Raw genomic sequence first — 16,089 nt, forward strand, 5'->3', positions numbered from 1 at the left:
GAAAGGGAAGGGGTCAGCTGCCGAGGATCTCGCGGGCGCGGGCGCAGTCCCGGTCCATCTGGGCGATGAGCGCGGGCAGGCCGTCGAACACCAGCTCGGGGCGCAGATAGTCCACGAAGGCGACGGACAGATGCTGGCCGTAGAGGTCGCCCGAGAAGTCGAAGAGGAAGCTCTCGAGATTGGGGCGGTTCTCGCCGAACATCGGCCGCACGCCGAGGCTGGCCGCGCCCGAATAGCTGCCCGCGAGCGGCCCGGTCAGCACGTCGACCTTGACCGCATAGACGCCGAGGCGCGGCAGGTGGAGCCCGCTCACCGACATGTTGGCGGTGGGATAACCCAGATCCCGGCCGCGCTTGTCGCCGTGCAGCACCTCGCCCTCGATCCGGTGCCAGTGGCCGAGCATGGCCGCCGCATCGCGCGGCCGTCCCTCGGTCAGCGCCGCGCGGATCGCGGTCGAGGAGATGCCGGTGCCCTCCACCGTCAGGATGTCGGCGACGGTGACCTCGAACCCGTGGGTGCGGCCTAGCCGCGCCAGATCCTCGGCCGTTCCCGCGCGGCCGCGGCCGAAGCAGAAATCGGTGCCCACGACCACATGCGTGACGCCCAGGCCCTCGGCCAGCACCTCACGGGCAAAGTCCTCGGGGGTGAGGGCCGCGAGGTCGCGGGTGAAGGGCAGCTCATAGAGGCGCTCGACCCCGAGCTTGGCCAGCCGGTTCCCCCGCGCCTCGGCATTCATCAGCCGGAAGGGCTCGCCGTTGGGGGCGAAGACCTCGCGCGGATGGGGCTCGAAGGTGACGACGCCCAAGGGGCCGCGCCCGCGGGCCAGATCGATCACATGCTGGTGGCCCAGATGCACGCCATCGAAATTGCCCATGGCGATCGAGGCGCCACGGTCCGAAGCCTCGAGCCCTTGCCAGTGGTTGTAGATGCGCATCGGTCCCCGCGGGCGGGGACCCCGCCGTCAGTCGAATTTCCGGCTCGGCGCCAGCACCAGCGCCTCGCCCTTCAGGACGGTGGTATTGCCCACCAGACAGCGGGTTTCAAGCGTAACCCGGCGCTTGGCGTGATCGATGGCGGTGACCGTCACCTCGGCCAGCACCGTGTCGCCCGGCCGCACCGGCGCCAGGAACTTCAGCGACTGCCCGAGATAGACGGTGCCGTGCCCCGGCAGCTGCTCGCCGATCACGGCCGAGATCAGGCCCGCGGTCAGCATCCCGTGGGCGATGCGCCCCTCGAAGATCGTGTCGCGGGCGTAGTCCTCATCAAGATGCACGGGATTCCGGTCGGTCGAGACTTCGGCGAACAGCTCGATGTCGCGATCCGTCACTTCCTTGCGGAGATGCCGGCTCATGCCGATCTCGAGGTCTTCGATGCAGATCGTCCCGCGGGGCATGTTGTCGAGCATCCGGCGAATCCCTCTTCCTTTGCTGCGAGCCTAAAGCGTGCCGCGATGCAGCACAAGACTTCGCGGCAAGATAAGTTCCCAACACCGACTAAAGCCGCAATAAAATTTCCCTGAGGTTAAGGCGGGGCGCGCGATGTCCCATGGCTCGGAGCGGCGAACCTCTCTGCCATGAGAAAACCCGCAGCCAGGGGCTGCGGGGCGGGAAAGGACGCGCGAGAGCGGCCGTCAGCGCAGGCGCGCGATGGTGAGGGTGGGCGAAAGCTCTGCCTCGGCCAGCCAGTGCTCGAGACGGTCCTGATCGAGCGACTCGCCATTCTCGCCGAAGACGGATGCGGCGAGGCCGCCGGTGATGAAGAGCGAGTCGAGCCCCTCGGCCACCGCGCCGCGGATGTCGGTCGCGATCCCGTCGCCCACGCAGAGGATCTCGTCGGCGGGCACGCCCGGCCGCAGCGCCTCGAGCCTGCGGCGCGCGAGATCGTAGATCGGCGGATGGGGCTTGCCGAAATAGAGGCTCTGGCCGCCCATCGCATCGTAGGCTTCGGCGATGGCTCCGGCGCAGTAGATGCGCTTGTCGCCGAAATCCACCACGATGTCGGGGTTGGCACAAAGGAGCTTCAGCCCCTGCGTCTTGGCATAGAGCAGCGTCGCGCGGTAATCCTCAGGCGTCTCGGTGAGATCGTCGAAGAGGCCGGTGCAGACGATGCCTTCGGCTTCTTCCAGCGGCACGCGGACGATGGGCGCCTCGGTCGCGGCCACCTTCTGCAGGTCGGGCGAGAGTTCGGTGAAGAAGGTCTCGTCTTTCTGCGGCCCGAGATGGTAGACCCGACGGCCCACCGCGCCGGTGACGAGCGCATATTGCGCGGCGTCTCCCGAGGAGGTCACTTCGTCATAGCAGTCCGGCGGCACGCCGATGCTTTCCAACTGGCGGACGACCGAGGGCTTCGGCCGCGGCGCGTTCGTCATGAGCAGCACCGTGCCGCCCCGGGCGCGGAAGGCGCGCAGGGCTTCGACCGCCTCGGCGAAGGGGCGCTTGCCGTCATGCAGGCAGCCCCAGAGGTCGCAGAAGAGGGCGCTGTAGCCGGCGGAAACCTCCGAGAGCGAGGCGATGATGCGGGTCATCCGATGGGCCTTTCCTGGATCGACCCCTCGGGGCCGGAAGCGGACAGATCCCGCGCCTGGCGCCCGGATCTGGAAAAAGGAGAGCCCGCGGTGACGCGGGCTGCGGGCGCCGCCCCCCTCCGGCAGGACGGGAGCGGCGGCCGGTCAGGGTCAGAGCTTGAGGACCGGAATGATCTGCTTCTTCCGGCTCATGACGCCCGGCAGCACGACGGTATCGCCGGTGACGGTCGCGCCGAAGCTCTTTTCCGCCAGCGTCTTCACGAGGTCGTTCGGCACGAGCAGCGTCGCTTCCTCGCGCAGGATGTCGACGATGAAGAGCACCACCTGATCCGCGCCATCCTCCTGCGCCACGCCGGGCATCGAGGCCATCAGGCTCGCCTTGCGGTCGAGCAGCACCTGCGGCGCGGTGGTCTCGAGCACCGAGATGCGGAACTGCTTGCCCTCGATCTCGTATTCCTTCGAATCCATGCGCAGAAGCTCGGCATCGGAGAAGGCGGAGACATCCGACTTCGCGGCGAAAAGCTCGGCCGCAAAGGCCGGGATGTCGACGCCCAGATCGGCCGCCAGCTTCTCGGCCACTGCCCGGTCATGCGCCGTCGTGGTGGGCGAGCGGAACTCCAGCGTGTCGGAGAGGATGCAGGAGAGCATGGCGCCCTTGATGCCGCGCGGCGCGCGGGCGAGGTCTTCTCCCATCAGGTCGTGCATGATCGTGGCGGTGCAGGCCAGCGGACGCACGGTGATCTCGATGGGGGACTTGGTCTTGATCCCGCCCACGAGCAGGTGGTGGTCGATGATGCCCACCACCTTCGCCTCGTTGATCGAGGGCGGCAGCTCGGCCGGGTTGTTGGTGTCGACGATCACGCAGCTGTCGTCGGCCGTCACGTCCGAGATGATCTCGGGCTTCTCGAGATCCCAGTGCTTCAGCACGAAGGCCGCTTCGGTGTTCGGCTCGCCGAGGAGGACCGCCTTGGCGGGGGTGCCCTTCACCTCGGTCAGATACCAGGCCCAGATGATGGGCGAGCCGGTCGAGTCGGTGTCGGGGGACTTGTGGCCGAATACCTTGATCATGATGTTTCCCGATGCGGATGAGTTTGCCCGCCTTATAGAAGCCGCGAGGCCCCTTGTCACGCCCGGCTCCCGCGGTTTTGCTGCGATGCAGCATGTGCTTGGCTCGGCCCCACAGCTTCCATGAGCCTCCCGCCGGGCGAACCTTTGCGCCAAAGTCATGGCGGGTGTGCCGAACGGGAATTTGTGCGGCTGCCGATGGACGGGCAGGCTGCGCGTCAGCCTGCGGCCCCGGCCGCGCCCATCCGCGAGGAGGATCCGATGCGCGACCCGCGTGCCCGCGTGCCCTACGAACTCGTTCTGGCCGAACTCAGCCGCTCGCTGAAGCCCGCCTCCGTTGTGGCGGGTCTTCTCGGAGCGCCCGAGCGCGGCTGACGGCGGCAGCGGGCGGTCAGTCGAGCGGCGTCACCGCGTATCCTGCGTCGCGCAGAAGGGCCAGAACGCCCTCCCGCCCCGGCAGATGCAGGGCGCCCACCGCAACCACCACCGGCCCCTCGGCCGCGGCCGCCTCGATCACCGGCAGCCAGTCGCGGTTGCGGCGGCTGATGAGCGTCTCTTCCATCTTCGCGAATTCGGCATCGGCCTTCTCGGGCGTGTAGCCCGGCATCCCGTGCGCCTGCAGCCGCATATATTCCCACACGGTGCGCGACTGGCCCGCGAAGTAGCGGTCGGCCAGCGTCACGGCCAGATCCTCCACCCGGTCCTCGAGCGGCAGCGCTGTGCGGACCATGGCGAGCTGCTCTTCGGGGGTGAGCTCGGCGAAGAGCTGGAACACCGTGTTCCAGGGCTCGAGCGAGCGCACGGGCACCCCGGCCGTCTCGGCCGCCCGCATGGCGAGCTTGTCGAGCCCGTTCGGGTTCTGCGTCGCCTCCACGGCGCAGGGGGGCAGGGCGAGGGTCATCGACACGTACCAGGGCTCGAACTTCGAGGCGAGGACAGGCGGAATGCCCCGCGCGCGCAGCGCATCCGACAGGGTGTGCCATTCCTCCTCGCTCAGCACCTCAGGCAGGGTCGGCCCGTCCGAGAGCAGCATCGAGGGATCCTTCGCCATCGCCTCCTTGAGCCGCGCCTCCTCCTCGGGGCCTGCTTCCACGAGCAGCGCGGTGGCCTGCTCGATCCGCGGCCGGAGCCGGTCGAGCAGGGCCGCCTGTCGCGGGTCTCCCAGATGATAGGTTCCGGCCACCGTCACCTCGCGTCCCTCGCGCGTTGCCTGCCAGAAGTTGCCTTCGGAGAAGGGCTGTCCTGCGGCCACGGCCTCCAGTTCCGCTCGGTCGGGCTGGGGAAGGGCCGCGATGAGGTCCGTGCCGGTGCAGGCGGCGTGGGCCAGCGGCGCGGAGGCGAGGAAGAAGGCACAGATGATCGAGGTGAGGCGGGTCATGCTCAGGTCCTTGCGACGGCAGGCAGAAGGTGGCACGCCACGCCTCCCGCGCCAAGGCGGAGCGTGCATTTTGATGCATCCCCCCGTTGACAGGTGCCGGACGCTCTCATATCTCTCGCGTCGTTGGCACTCGCCTCGGGTGAGTGCTAATCACATTCAACCTGGAACCTAGGGAGTGTTCTCAGATGGCTTTCAAACCGCTGCATGACCGTGTGCTGGTCCGCCGCGTCCAGAGCGACGAAAAGACCAAGGGCGGTCTGATCATCCCCGATACCGCCAAGGAAAAACCGGCTGAAGGCGAAGTCGTGTCCTGCGGCGAAGGCGCCCGCAAGGATTCGGGCGAGCTCATCGCCATGTCGGTGAAGGCGGGCGACCGCGTGCTGTTCGGCAAATGGTCGGGCACCGAAGTCACCATCGACGGTGCCGAGCTGCTCATCATGAAGGAAAGCGACATCCTGGGGATCCTCAGCTGATCCCGAGCTGACCGCGGCTTGGTCCCGGCCATGCGCCAGGGGCTTCGAGCCGTCCCCGAGACGATCGCATCAACCAGACAAACAGGAGCAACAACATGGCTGCCAAGGACGTCAAGTTCGACACCGATGCCCGCGACCGCATGCTGCGTGGCGTGAACATCCTCGCCGATGCGGTGAAGGTCACGCTGGGCCCGAAAGGCCGCAACGTCGTGATCGACAAGTCGTTCGGCGCGCCGCGCATCACCAAGGACGGTGTGTCGGTCGCCAAGGAGATCGAACTCTCCGACAAGTTCGAGAACATGGGCGCCCAGATGGTGAAGGAAGTCGCTTCCCGCACCAACGACGAGGCGGGTGACGGCACCACCACCGCCACCGTGCTCGCCCAGGCGATCATCAAGGAAGGCCTCAAGGCCGTCGCCGCCGGCATGAACCCGATGGACCTCAAGCGCGGCATCGACCTCGCGACCTCGAAAGTCGTCGAGGCGATCAAGGCCGCCGCCCGTCCGGTGAACGACTCGCACGAAGTCGCTCAGGTCGGCACGATCTCGGCCAACGGCGAAGCGCAGATCGGCCGCTTCATCGCTGACGCGATGCAGAAGGTCGGCAACGAGGGTGTCATCACCGTCGAAGAGAACAAGGGCCTCGAGACCGAAGTCGAAGTCGTCGAAGGCATGCAGTTCGACCGCGGCTACCTCTCGCCCTACTTCGTCACCAACGCCGACAAGATGACGGCCGAGCTCGACGACGTCTACATCCTGCTCCACGAGAAAAAACTCTCGTCGCTGCAGCCGATGGTCCCGCTGCTCGAGGCCGTGATCCAGTCGCAGAAGCCGCTGCTGATCATCGCCGAGGACGTGGAAGGCGAAGCCCTCGCCACGCTCGTGGTCAACAAGCTGCGCGGTGGCCTGAAGATCGCTGCCGTCAAGGCTCCGGGCTTCGGTGACCGTCGCAAGGCCATGCTGCAGGACATCGCGATCCTGACCGGCGGCCAGGTGATCTCGGAAGACCTCGGCATGAAGCTCGAGAATGTCACCATCGACATGCTCGGCCGCGCCAAGAAGATCTCGATCAACAAGGACAACACCACGATCGTGGACGGCAACGGCGACAAGGCCGAGATCGACGCGCGCGTGGCCCAGATCCGCAACCAGATCGAGGAAACCTCGTCCGACTACGACCGCGAGAAGCTGCAGGAGCGGGTCGCGAAACTGGCGGGCGGCGTGGCCGTCATCCGCGTCGGCGGCATGACCGAAGTCGAAGTGAAAGAGCGCAAGGACCGCGTCGATGACGCCCTGAACGCGACCCGTGCGGCCGTGCAGGAAGGCATCGTCGTCGGCGGCGGCGTGGCCCTGATCCAGGGCGGCAAGGCGCTCGACGGCCTGACCGGCGAGAACCCCGACCAGAACGCGGGCATCACCATCGTGCGTCGCGCGCTGGAAGCTCCGCTGCGCCAGATCGCCCAGAACGCGGGCGTGGACGGTTCGGTCGTGGCCGGCAAGGTGCGCGAGTCGAACGAGAAGTCCTTCGGCTTCAACGCCCAGACCGAAGAATATGGCGACATGTTCAAGTTCGGCGTGATCGACCCGGCCAAGGTGGTTCGCACCGCTCTGGAAGACGCGGCCTCGGTCGCTTCGCTGCTCATCACCACCGAAGCCATGATCGCCGACAAGCCGGAGCCGAAATCTCCGGCCGGCGGCCCGGGCATGGGCGGCATGGGCGGCATGGACGGCATGATGTAATCCATCCACCGCATGTCGGTCGGATCGAAAGGGGGCCTCCGGGCCCCCTTTCTCATGCGCATCCGCCGGTCAGACCGAGGGACGCCTGCACAGGAACGGGGCGCGGATCAGGCCGAGGGACGCATCCGCCGGAACGGGTCGAGGATCACGCCGAGCTCGGTCATGCGTTGCCCTTCCGGTCAGGGGGCGGGGTGACGCTCCTCCGTGCCATTCGCGCTTCGCGAATGGCGGGCCGCCGGGCGTCAGGCTGCAATGGGCAGGGAAGGGGCTATTGCAGGATCTCGTCGGGATCCACGCCCCAGAGGGCGGTCTTGATGACCCAGCCGCGGTTGCCGTCGGCACTCACCCGGCACCAGTCGCGCATGCACTCGAGAAGCCGCACCACGACCCCCCGCTGGGCATGGACGGTGACGGTCGAGCCGCTGGCCGGGTCCTCGTGCAGGTCCGCCATCTCGGCCACCACCATTGCGGTCCGCGCCCCCGACAGCAGCGCATAATGCACCCAGCCGCCGGCGCCCTCGAAATCCTCCACCCGCCGCCAGTGCTCGTATTCCGCCGTCACGCGGAGCGGCATGCCCGCTCGGGTGAACACCCAGTCGATCCGGTGCGTGAGGCCGGGGCCGCGGCGGGCGTTGCCCTCGGAGGTCTTGAGCGAGACATAGCGCGGCAGCGGCAGGTTCGTGACCTGCCCCACGCCCGGATCGGGGGCCGGCGCCGCCTCGGCGGCGATCGCGGCGAGGTCGTCGGCCGGCTCCTCGGCGTCCTGCGCCCGGGCCTGTCCCGCTGCCCCCACCGAAACTGCCAGCGCCAGCGCCGCCGCGAGCGTCGTGATCCTGCGTCCCATCGCTCTTTTCCGCCTTTCGCGCGCACATGCCTTCATGCCGCGCCGTCCTGCCTCTGCCGGGGCTTGTGCCGCGCCCCGCTTGGCGGCACCTTGCCACCACATGTCCGGATTTGGAAGTGCAGGGAGAGAGAGAATGCCCGGGGAACGCCTCACTGTTGTCGTCACGCGACGCCTGCCGGACGTGGTCGAGGCCCGCATGAAGGAGCTGTTCCGGGTCGAGCTCCGCGACCCCGATACCCAGATGTCGCGCGAGGATCTGATCGAGGCGATGGGGCGTGCGGACGTGCTGGTGCCGTGCCTGACCGACGACATCGACGCCAACATGCTGGCACAGGCCGGGCCCAGGCTGAAGCTGATCGCGAACTACGGCGCGGGCGTGGATCACATCGACGTGGCCTCGGCGCGCCAGCGCGGCATCCTCGTGTCGAACACCCCCGATGTCGTGACCGAGGACACGGCGGACATGGCCCTCGCCCTGATCCTTGCGGTCACCCGCCGCATTCCGGAGGGCTTGACCGAGATGCAATCGGGCGACTGGCCCGGCTGGTCGCCGATGGCGCATCTGGGCGGGCGGCTCCGCGGCCGGCGGCTCGGCATTCTCGGAATGGGCCGGATCGGGCAGGCGGTCGCGCGGCGCGCCCACGCCTTCGGGATGCAGATCCACTACCACAACCGCAAGCGCCTGCGCCCCGAGATCGAGGCCGAGGTCGGCGCGACCTTCTGGGAGAGCCTCGATCAGATGGTGACGCGCATGGACATCATCTCGGTCAATTGCCCGCACACGCCCTCGACCTTCCACCTGCTGAACGCGCGGCGGCTGAAGCTGCTGAAGCCCACGGCGGTGATCGTGAACACCTCGCGCGGCGAGGTGATCGACGAGAATGCCCTGACGCGCGGGCTGCGCGCGGGCGAGATCGCGGGCGCGGGTCTCGACGTGTTCGAGCACGGCCACGAGATCAATCCCCGCCTGCGCGAGCTGCCGAACGTCGTCCTCCTGCCGCACATGGGCTCGGCCACGCTCGAGGGCCGCATCGAGATGGGCGAGAAGGTCATCCTGAACATCAAGACCTTCGCCGACGGCCACCGCCCGCCGGATCAGGTGCTGCCCTCGATGCTCTGACAGGCGCTCGCCGGGGAACGGCAGGGCTCGCCTGCGGGGATGAGGTGCGGGCCTCGGGGCGCTGACGGCATCGCCGGCCGGGCCCCTGCGACCCTGCCCGGACTGTGGCCGGCATGAGGGTCGCCTTCTCTCCCGGAGCAGTTGTCCGACGGATCGGCGAGAGGGCCGTCCTTCCGCGGGTGCGCCGCCGCGGTCCGATCTCGTCCGCTGTGCTCGGGCCGCACCTGTCTCACCGTGGCGCATGCGGGCCGACCTCCGCACCGCTCGCCCTTGACGTGCGGCGCGCCCGGCCCATCCTCCTTCCACCGACAGACCAAGGAGACTGCCATGACCGCCACGCTCGAGTTCCATGACGGGAGCCGGATCCCGCAACTCGGCTTCGGCCTCTGGCAGGTGCCGGAGGATCGGACGGCCGAGGTGGTGCGCGAGGCGCTGGAGCTGGGCTACCGGCTGGCCGACGGCGCCGCGATCTACGGCAACGAGGAGGGTCTGGGCCACGGCCTCAGGACCTCGGGCCTGCCCCGCGACAAGGTCTTCGTCACCACGAAGGTCTGGAACGATGCGCAGGGCTTCGAGTCCGCCCTGCGGGCGGTGGAGGAGAGCCTCAAGCGGCTTGGGCTCGACCGGCTCGACCTCTGCCTGATCCACTGGCCCGCGCCGAAGCGGAACCTCTATGTCGAGACATGGCGCGCGCTCATCCGGCTGCGCGACGAGGGACGGATCACCTCGATCGGTGTCTCGAACTTCGATCTGGACCAGATCGACCGGCTGACCGCCGAGACCGGCGTGACGCCGGTGCTGAACCAGATCGAGCTGCATCCGATGCTGCAGCAGGCCGAGCTGCGCGCGGGCCATGCCGAGCGCGGCATCGTCACCCAGAGCTGGAGCCCGCTCGGCCGCGGCATGGCCTTCGAGACGCCGGCCATCCGCGAGATCGCCGAGCGGACGGGCCGCAGCCCGGCGCAGGTGGTATTGCGCTGGCACATCGAGCTCGGCTGCGCGGTGATCCCGCGCTCGACCCGGCGCGCGGGGCTGGCCGAGAACCTCGCCCTCTTCGATTTCGAACTGACCGAGGCCGATCACGCGGCGATCTCCGCCCTCGATGCGGGCACGCGCACCGGTCCCGATCCGCAGAGCTTCGGCTGATCGCCCGGCAGAGGAGCTGGAAGGATCCGCCGAAGTTGGCTGGCTGACGGCCGGACCCCGGCCGCCGGCGTCCGTTCCGGAGGACCCTCCATGCCGCATCCGCTCCGATCCGCCGCCTTCCTGACCTGCCTCGTCCTGCCCGAGGGCGCGTTCGCCCACAACTGGTATCCCTTCACCTGCTGCTCGGACCGCGACTGCCACCCGATCGCCGAGACCGAAGTAACGGCGGGGCCGAAAGGCTGGGTGATCCGGCGCACCGGCGAGATCATCGGCTATGACGACGAGCGGCTGCGGCAGACGCCGAAACAGGCGGGCAACAGCTTCCATCTCTGCACGACCGACGGAAAGCCGGACGGCAAGACGATCTGCCTCTTCGTGCCGCAGTTCGGGAGCTGAGACCAAGGGGGCGGCGCGCGCCCGTCCCTGGCCGCAAGCGCCATCGGCCGCTTTGCCCGCTTCGCGACCCTCAGGGGCCGCGCCTTCCCGCTGCCGAACAGGGCCTGTCCCTCGCCGCGAGCACCGCTGGACCGTTCGCCGCGAAGGAGGAAGGCCCCGCTCCGCGCCCGTCGCCGCGGCTTCAGAACCGCGTCGGCAGATAGGGCGCGATGTCGAGCTCCGGTGTCTTCGCATCGAGCAGGTCGGCCACGATCCGTGCCGTGATCGGGGCGAGGGTGAGGCCGATATGGCCGTGCCCGTAGGCATGCAGGATCTCGGGGCCGGCCGCCGAGGGGCCGATCACCGGCAGGCTGTCGGGCATCGAGGGCCGGAAACCCATCCAGCTGCGCGTGGGCTCGGGCAGGTGGGGGAAGATCGCGCGGGCGCCGGCCACCAGCCGCGCGATCCGGTGCGGCGAGGGCCGGGCGGTAAGGCCACCCAGCTCGACCGTGCCCGCGACGCGCAGCCGCCCGGCCATCGGGCAGAGATAGAAGCCGCGCGCGGTGGGGCAGGTGGGCCGCGTGAGCGGCGGTTGCGCCATGTCCCACTCGACATGGTAGCCGCGTTCGGTGTCGAGCGGGACCCGGTCTCCGGCGCACAGCGCGAGCGCCCGGGAATGCGCGCCCGCCGCGATCACTGCGCGCCGTCCATGGATCTGGAGGGCGCGGCCCGAAACGATCACCCCGTCGACCCGGCGCTCGAGACCGGTGGCGCGCGCCTTCACGATCTGCACCCCCGCCTTGCGCGCCGCCTCGGCGATCAGCGCCACCATCCGGCCCGGATCCGACAGGAAGATGGCTTTCGGGAAATAGGCCGCGCCCGCCATCGGCGGCAGCGAGGGCTCCATCGCGGCGAACTCGGCCGCGGAGAGCAGCTCGACTGTCACGCCCAGCGTGCGGCGGAACGTCATGTCGGTCTCGGCGGCGCGGGCGGCCTGCGGGGTCTCGTAGGCATAGAGGCAGCCGCGCCGGTTCAGAAGCGCCGTGCCCTCCACCTCGACCGCCAGATCTTCCCAGCTTCGCGTGGCCGAGCCCAGAAGCGCCGCGATGGCCTGCGCATTGCGGCGCGCCGGTGCGGGCAGCGACTGGCGCAGGAAGCGCGCGAGCCACGGCGCGAGCGACGGCAGCGCCATGTGCCGGATCGCCAGCGGTGAGTTCCGGTCGAACATCAGCGAGGGCAGTTGCCGCAGCACGTCGGGCGTGCCCACGGGCAGCACCGCATAATCGGCGATGGTGCCCGCATTGCCGTAGGAGGCGCCCGACCCCGGCTCTTCGGGGTCGAGCAGGATGACCGAGCGGTGACGTCGCGCGACAGTCAGCGCGATGGTCAGACCCACCACGCCTCCGCCGATGACAACCGTGTCCGAGGAAAGATGCTGGATCATCGCTTTGGTCCGCGGGAAGCCCGAAGATCGGGCCGCCCGCCGCGTCTCAGAGGCAGGCCTCGAAGAGCGCGCGGGTGTTCTCGCGCGTCATCTCGACCGGGTTGCCGCCGCAGGACGGATCTTCCAGCGCCATCTCGGTCAGCTCGTCGAGCCGCGAGGCCTCGACGCCCATGGCCGAGAGGGTCTCGGGGATCGCAAGCTCGGCCCGGAGCGCCATGATCTTCGCCCGGAAGCCGTCGAAGCCGCCCTCGATTCCAAGATAGGCTGCCGCCCGTTCGATCTTCTCCTCGATGGCGGGCCGGTTGAAGTCGAGCACCATGGGCATGACCACGGCGTTCGTCGTGCCGTGGTGGGTGTTGTAGACCGCGCCCACCGGATGGCTCAGCGAATGGATGGCGCCGAGGCCCTTCTGGAAGGCCACCGCCCCCATCGCGGCCGCGCTCATCATGTGGGCGCGCGCTTCGAGGTCGCCCGGCGTGGCATAGACCTTCGGCAGGTTCTCGAACACAAGCCGCATCCCTTCCAGCGCGATGCCCTGGCTCATCGGATGGTAGAAGGGCGAGCAATAGGCCTCGAGACAGTGGGCCAGCGCATCCATGCCGGTGCCCGCGGTGATGAATTTCGGCATCCCCACCGTCAGCTCGGGGTCGCAGATCGTGACCGCGGGCAGAAGTTTCGGATGGAAGATGATCTTCTTCTTGTGCGTCTCGGAGTTGGTCAGCACACCCGCTCGGCCCACTTCCGAGCCGGTGCCGGCCGTGGTCGGCACCGCGAGGATCGGCGCGATCTTCGCGGCGTCGGCCCGGGTCCACCAGTCGCCGATATCCTCGAGATCCCAGACCGAGACGGTCTGATCGTGCATCAGCGCGATCATCTTGCCGAGGTCCAGCGCCGAGCCGCCGCCGAAGCAGATCACCCCGTCATGGCCGCCCGCCTTGTAGACCGCGATGCCCGCTTCCATGTTCTTCTCGTTCGGGTTCGGATCGACGTCGGAGAAGCAGGCGCGCCCGAGACCCGCCGCCTCCAGCTGGTCGAGCGCCGCCGCCGTGATCGGCAGCGCGGCCAGAGCCTTGTCCGTCACGAGGAGCGGCTTCTTCAGCCCGACAGCCTTGCACTGCTCGGCCAGTTCCGCGATGCGGCCCGCGCCGAACTTCACGGCAGTCGGATAGGACCAGTTCGCCCGGAGGGTCATTTCGTCACCTTCTTGAGATGGTAGGATTTCGGCCGCGTGACCGACATGTAGCCCAGAGCGGAGAGCGCGGCGCCCCGTCCGGTGTCCTTGCAGCCCGTCCAGCAGAGGGCGGGATCGAGATAGTCGCAGCGGTTCATGTAGACGGTGCCGGTCTCGAGCCGCGCGCCGATCTCGGCCGCGGCTTCGGCGTCCTCGGTCCAGAGCGAGCAGGTCAGGCCATAGGGGCTGTCGTTCATGAGGCCGATCGCCTCCTCGTCGCCCGAGACCTTCATGATGCCCACCACGGGGCCGAAGCTCTCTTCCTTCATCACCCGCATGTCGTGGGTGACGTTCACGAGGATCTGCGGCGCGAGATAGGCGCCGCCGTCATCGGCCGGGAAGAGGGCGGGGTCGATCAGCGGCTTGGCGCCGGCGGCCACCGCCTCGGCCACCTGCTCGCGCACGACGCGCGCGAAGCGGACATTCGCCATCGGCCCGAGCGTCGTCTCGGGCTCGAACGGATTGCCGAGCTTCAGCGCCTTGACCCAGGCGACCGCCTTCTCGACGAAGGCATCGTAGAGGCTCTCGTGGACATAGATCCGCTCGATCCCGCAGCAGCACTGGCCCGCGTTGAACATCGCGCCGTCCATCAGGCTGTCGACCGCCGCATCGAGATCCGCATCCGCCCGGACATACCCCGGGTCCTTGCCGCCAAGCTCGAGCCCGGTCGCGGTGAAGGTGCCCGCCGCCGCGCGCTCGATGGCATAGCCGCCCGAGACGGAGCCGGTGAAGTTCACGAAGTTGAAGGCCCGCGCGCCGATCAGCGCCTCGGTGGTGCCGTGATCCAGCACGACATTCTGGAACACATCCTCCGGCACGCCCGCCGCATGGAAGGCGTCCGCCAGCCGTTCGCCCACGAGAAGCGTCTGGCTCGCATGTTTCAGAACCACGCTGTTGCCCGCGATCAGCGCCGGCACCAGCGTGTTGATGGTGGTGAGGTAAGGGTAGTTCCAGGGCGCCACGATCAGCACCACGCCCACGGCTTCCCGCACGATGCGGCGCTCGAACCGGTCCGAGGCCTCGACCACGGTCGGCGCCAGCGTCTCGGCGGCGATCTCCGCCATGTAGGAGGTGCGGTCGTTCACGCCGCCGAACTCGCCGCCGAAGCGGGTGGGACGGCCCATCTGCCAGGCCAGTTCCTCGACCACGAGGTCCTTCATCTCGTTCAGCTTCGCCACACCGGCCTTGACCAGCGCGATGCGCTCTTCCAGAGGGCGTGCGGCCCATGCGGGCTGTGCGGCCCGCGCCCGGCGGGCCATCGCCTTGGCATCGGCCATCGAGAGCGGCATCCGCTCGGCATAGACCCGCCCGTCGACGGGCGAGATCAGCTGGATCGGTTTCGTCATGATGTTCCCCGTTCAGGCGCGCTCGAAGAGGCGGGCCAGTTCGAAATCGGTGACCACGCGGTCCTGCTCGGAGATCTCCCACTCCGCCGCATGGTGATAATGCTCGACGACCTCGTCGCCCATTGCCTCGCGCAGCATCGTCGAGCCCTTGAGCCGTTCCGCCGCCGCGCGGAGCGTCTTCGGGATCTCGCGGACGCCCGCGGTGCTGTACATGTCGCCCCGCATCTCCGCCTCGAGATCCATCTTCTTCTCGATGCCGTCAAGCCCCGCCGCAAGCAGCGCCGCGCAGGCGAGATAGGGGTTGAGATCAGCGCCCCCGATCCGGCATTCGACGCGGATGGCCTTGGTGCCCTCGCCGCAGACGCGGAAGCCCGCGGTGCGGTTGTCGCGGCTCCAGACGGCTTTCGTGGGGGCGAACATGCCGACGCAGAACCGCTTGTAGCTGTTCACATAGGGCGCGAGGAAGGCGGTGATCTCCTCGGCATGGGCCAGCTGGCCCGCGAGAAACTGGCGCATCAGCTCCGACATGCCGTGCGGGGCCTCGGGGTCGAAGAAGGCGGGCTTGCCGTCGAGGGTCCAGAGCGACTGGTGCACATGGCTCGACGAGCCCGCGCGGCGGTGGTCGTATTTCGCCATGAAGGTCACCGACTTGCCCGCGGCATGGGCGATGTCCTTGACGGCGGTCTTGGTGATCGCGTGATTGTCGGCCGTGTCGAGCGCGTCCGAATATTTGACGTTGATCTCCTCCTGCCCCGCGTCAGCCTCACCCTTGGAACATTCCACAGGGATTCCCGCGCCATAGAGGCCGTTCCTCAGGGCGCGCATCACCTCTTCCTCCTTCGAGGTCTGGAAGATGTGGTAATCCTCGTTGTAGGCCGAAATCGGCTTCAGGTCGCGGATCTGGCCCGAGGCCTGCATCGAGTTGCGCACCGCGTCGAACGAGGTCTCGAACAGGAAGAACTCGAGCTCGGTGGCCATCATGGCCTTGAAGCCCATGGCTTCGGCCCGGGCGATCTGGCGCTTGAGGATGGCGCGCGGGCTCTGGGGCACGTCGTTGTGGTGATGGTCGAGCAGGTCGCAGAGCACGAGCGCCGTGCCCGGCATCCAGGGCAGGGCGCGCAGCGTGGCCATGTCGGGCTTCATGACATAGTCGCCGTAGCCCTTTTCCCAGCCCGAATTCTTGTAGCCGGGGACGGTGGTCATCTCCATGTCGATGGCCAGGAGATAGTCGCAGCAGTGGGTCTCGTGATGCCCGCCGTCGATGAAATACTGCGCGTGGAAGCGCTTGCCCATCAGGCGGCCCTGCATGTCCACACAGGCCACGAGCACGGTATCGATCCCGCCGCTCTCCACCGCTTCCTTCAGCTCATCGAATGTCATGTTGCCGGGCATGTTCTTCCTCGT

At 68.3% G+C, this 16,089-nt stretch carries 15 protein-coding genes; 5 read left to right on the forward strand and 10 right to left on the reverse strand.

Annotation, left to right across the window (positions count from 1 at the left end):
• Positions 1 to 13 precede the first annotated feature (13 nt).
• The 5 genes from RSP_RS04570 to RSP_RS04590 form a co-directional block, all read right to left on the reverse strand.
• Entirely contained in the window at positions 14 to 934 is a 921-nt protein-coding gene (locus RSP_RS04570; protein ID WP_011337390.1) for a bifunctional riboflavin kinase/FAD synthetase, read from the reverse strand.
• 27 nt (positions 935 to 961) lie between these two features.
• Positions 962 to 1,405 (reverse strand): MaoC family dehydratase, encoded by a 444-nt coding sequence (locus RSP_RS04575; RefSeq protein ID WP_002719468.1) that lies wholly within the window; start codon positions 1,403 to 1,405, stop codon positions 962 to 964.
• A gap of 225 nt (positions 1,406 to 1,630) precedes the next feature.
• Positions 1,631 to 2,524, reverse strand: coding sequence for a TIGR01459 family HAD-type hydrolase (locus RSP_RS04580; protein ID WP_011337391.1), 894 nt, complete (start codon positions 2,522 to 2,524; stop codon positions 1,631 to 1,633).
• Positions 2,525 to 2,674: 150 nt separating this feature from the next.
• The gene (locus tag RSP_RS04585; protein WP_009564755.1) at positions 2,675 to 3,592 is read right to left on the reverse strand and encodes a manganese-dependent inorganic pyrophosphatase; all 918 of its coding nucleotides are present in this window, start codon (positions 3,590 to 3,592) and stop codon (positions 2,675 to 2,677) included.
• A 388-nt stretch (positions 3,593 to 3,980) separates the two neighbouring features.
• Positions 3,981 to 4,967, reverse strand: a complete 987-nt coding sequence (locus tag RSP_RS04590) for a TraB/GumN family protein (RefSeq protein ID WP_023003568.1) — start codon at positions 4,965 to 4,967, stop codon at positions 3,981 to 3,983.
• Between the two features lie 185 nt (positions 4,968 to 5,152).
• On the opposite strand from RSP_RS04590, the gene RSP_RS04595 reads away from it, so the two are divergent.
• Positions 5,153 to 5,440, forward strand: coding sequence for a co-chaperone GroES (locus RSP_RS04595; RefSeq protein ID WP_002719473.1), 288 nt, complete (start codon positions 5,153 to 5,155; stop codon positions 5,438 to 5,440).
• Positions 5,441 to 5,535: 95 nt separating this feature from the next.
• Positions 5,536 to 7,179, forward strand: a complete 1,644-nt coding sequence (gene groL, locus RSP_RS04600) for a chaperonin GroEL (protein ID WP_002719474.1) — start codon at positions 5,536 to 5,538, stop codon at positions 7,177 to 7,179.
• A 268-nt stretch (positions 7,180 to 7,447) separates the two neighbouring features.
• On the opposite strand, the gene RSP_RS04605 is transcribed toward groL, so the two are convergent.
• A complete protein-coding gene (locus RSP_RS04605; RefSeq protein WP_017140140.1) occupies positions 7,448 to 8,059 on the reverse strand; it encodes an SH3 domain-containing protein in 612 nt (203 codons plus the stop codon).
• 97 nt (positions 8,060 to 8,156) lie between these two features.
• Here RSP_RS04605 and RSP_RS04610 point away from each other — a divergent pair, with 97 nt between their 5' ends.
• The 3 genes from RSP_RS04610 to RSP_RS04620 all read left to right on the forward strand — a co-directional run bounded on the left by RSP_RS04610 (position 8,157) and on the right by RSP_RS04620 (position 10,685).
• Positions 8,157 to 9,143, forward strand: a complete 987-nt coding sequence (locus tag RSP_RS04610) for a 2-hydroxyacid dehydrogenase (protein WP_011337394.1) — start codon at positions 8,157 to 8,159, stop codon at positions 9,141 to 9,143.
• A gap of 327 nt (positions 9,144 to 9,470) precedes the next feature.
• Positions 9,471 to 10,289 (forward strand): aldo/keto reductase, encoded by an 819-nt coding sequence (locus tag RSP_RS04615; RefSeq protein ID WP_011337395.1) that lies wholly within the window; start codon positions 9,471 to 9,473, stop codon positions 10,287 to 10,289.
• Positions 10,290 to 10,379: 90 nt separating this feature from the next.
• Complete coding sequence (locus RSP_RS04620; protein WP_011337396.1) at positions 10,380 to 10,685, forward strand: hypothetical protein; 306 nt, start codon at positions 10,380 to 10,382, stop codon at positions 10,683 to 10,685.
• Positions 10,686 to 10,866: 181 nt separating this feature from the next.
• Here RSP_RS04620 and RSP_RS04625 read toward each other — a convergent pair whose 3' ends face one another.
• Genes RSP_RS04625 through RSP_RS04640 form a run of 4 tightly spaced genes read right to left on the reverse strand, consistent with a single transcriptional unit; the run spans position 10,867 to position 16,077 of the window.
• A complete protein-coding gene (locus RSP_RS04625; protein WP_011337397.1) occupies positions 10,867 to 12,108 on the reverse strand; it encodes an NAD(P)/FAD-dependent oxidoreductase in 1,242 nt (413 codons plus the stop codon).
• Positions 12,109 to 12,154: 46 nt separating this feature from the next.
• Entirely contained in the window at positions 12,155 to 13,300 is a 1,146-nt protein-coding gene (locus tag RSP_RS04630; RefSeq protein WP_011337398.1) for an iron-containing alcohol dehydrogenase, read from the reverse strand.
• Complete coding sequence (locus RSP_RS04635; protein WP_011337399.1) at positions 13,297 to 14,685, reverse strand: aldehyde dehydrogenase family protein; 1,389 nt, start codon at positions 14,683 to 14,685, stop codon at positions 13,297 to 13,299. Before RSP_RS04635 ends, RSP_RS04630 begins: the two co-directional genes overlap by 4 nt.
• A gap of 12 nt (positions 14,686 to 14,697) precedes the next feature.
• A complete protein-coding gene (locus RSP_RS04640; protein WP_002719482.1) occupies positions 14,698 to 16,077 on the reverse strand; it encodes a glutamine synthetase family protein in 1,380 nt (459 codons plus the stop codon).
• Positions 16,078 to 16,089 lie beyond the last annotated feature (12 nt).

Origin of the sequence: Cereibacter sphaeroides 2.4.1, assembly GCF_000012905.2 — a bacterium.
Lineage (GTDB): Bacteria > Pseudomonadota > Alphaproteobacteria > Rhodobacterales > Rhodobacteraceae > Cereibacter_A > Cereibacter_A sphaeroides.